Below are 1,011 nucleotides of genomic sequence, written 5' to 3' on the forward strand. Positions count from 1 at the left end.
TTCTTTCTTCTATATATGTTAAATTAATAATATTCCTTATATTATTCTTATTCTTCCTCTTCTTATCTATCTCATATCTTTGTGGCTTTATATATGATACATAGCAATTATCATTTAAATACTTTAAATTAGCATAACTCTCATATCCTGCATCTGCTACTACATTCCTAAATCTATATCCATTATCTTCAAGTCTTTTAATAAAGAAAGGTAATGTCTTAAAATCTGTAGGATTTTGAAATATATTAAAATCTATTATGTAATTACTATTAACTGCTAATTGTACAATGTTGCATTTTTATCTGTCTTAGAATAACTATTCCTATTACCAAGTATCTCAAAATGTTTTAAATATTCTTCTTGTTTACCTAATATATTTATTAATTCTATAGATAAAGATTTAAGTATCTTTTGTTTTAAGTTTAACTTATCTATTCTCTTTATACTATCATATTCTTTTAACATTATCTTTATCTCTTCTTCTGGAACTATCTTTGATAAGTTTAAGTCTTTTTCTTTTAATGTAAGATAATCTAAAAGTATTCTTTCTATTTTCTTAATATTATTATTGTAATAATATTTTACTGTTCCTTTCCAAACAAATTTATATTTATTTGAAAAGCTCTCTATTTTAGTACCATCAATAAATACTTCATTTAGATTTATATATTCTTTCTTTTTTAAAAGGTTAATGAATTGATAATGTAAATCTATTATATCTTCTCTATATTTTATGATGAAGTTTTGTAATCTAGTTAGCTTAGGAGCTTCTTGCCCATTAAGAATATATATGAAGTTAATATTTTCATTACAGTTTCTAATAATTTTTCTAAGTTCTAATTCAGAATAAAAAGAAGAAAGAAGAATAATTTTAAACATAACATCAAGAGAGTTTTTATGTTTTCTACCTTTATTGTGATTATTTACTTTCGATTTATTATTAAAGACTAGTTCCTTAGCTAGTTCGTTAAGAATAACCACGGGAGAATTTTTATCAAAAGAGATATGTTT

2 protein-coding genes are annotated in these 1,011 nt (G+C 22.3%); both read right to left on the reverse strand.

Features of this window, described 5'->3' with window-relative positions; translation table 11 throughout:
* Positions 1 to 289: transposase (locus BT993_RS07605; RefSeq protein ID WP_143604314.1), on the reverse strand; the 289-nt coding region annotated here is incomplete at its 3' end.
* Positions 277 to 1,011 (reverse strand): transposase (locus BT993_RS07370; RefSeq protein ID WP_167359435.1); only part of this gene is annotated, 735 nt, incomplete at its 5' end. The genes BT993_RS07605 and BT993_RS07370, both read right to left, overlap by 13 nt.

Source organism: Streptobacillus ratti (genome assembly GCF_001891165.1).
Lineage (GTDB): Bacteria > Fusobacteriota > Fusobacteriia > Fusobacteriales > Leptotrichiaceae > Streptobacillus > Streptobacillus ratti.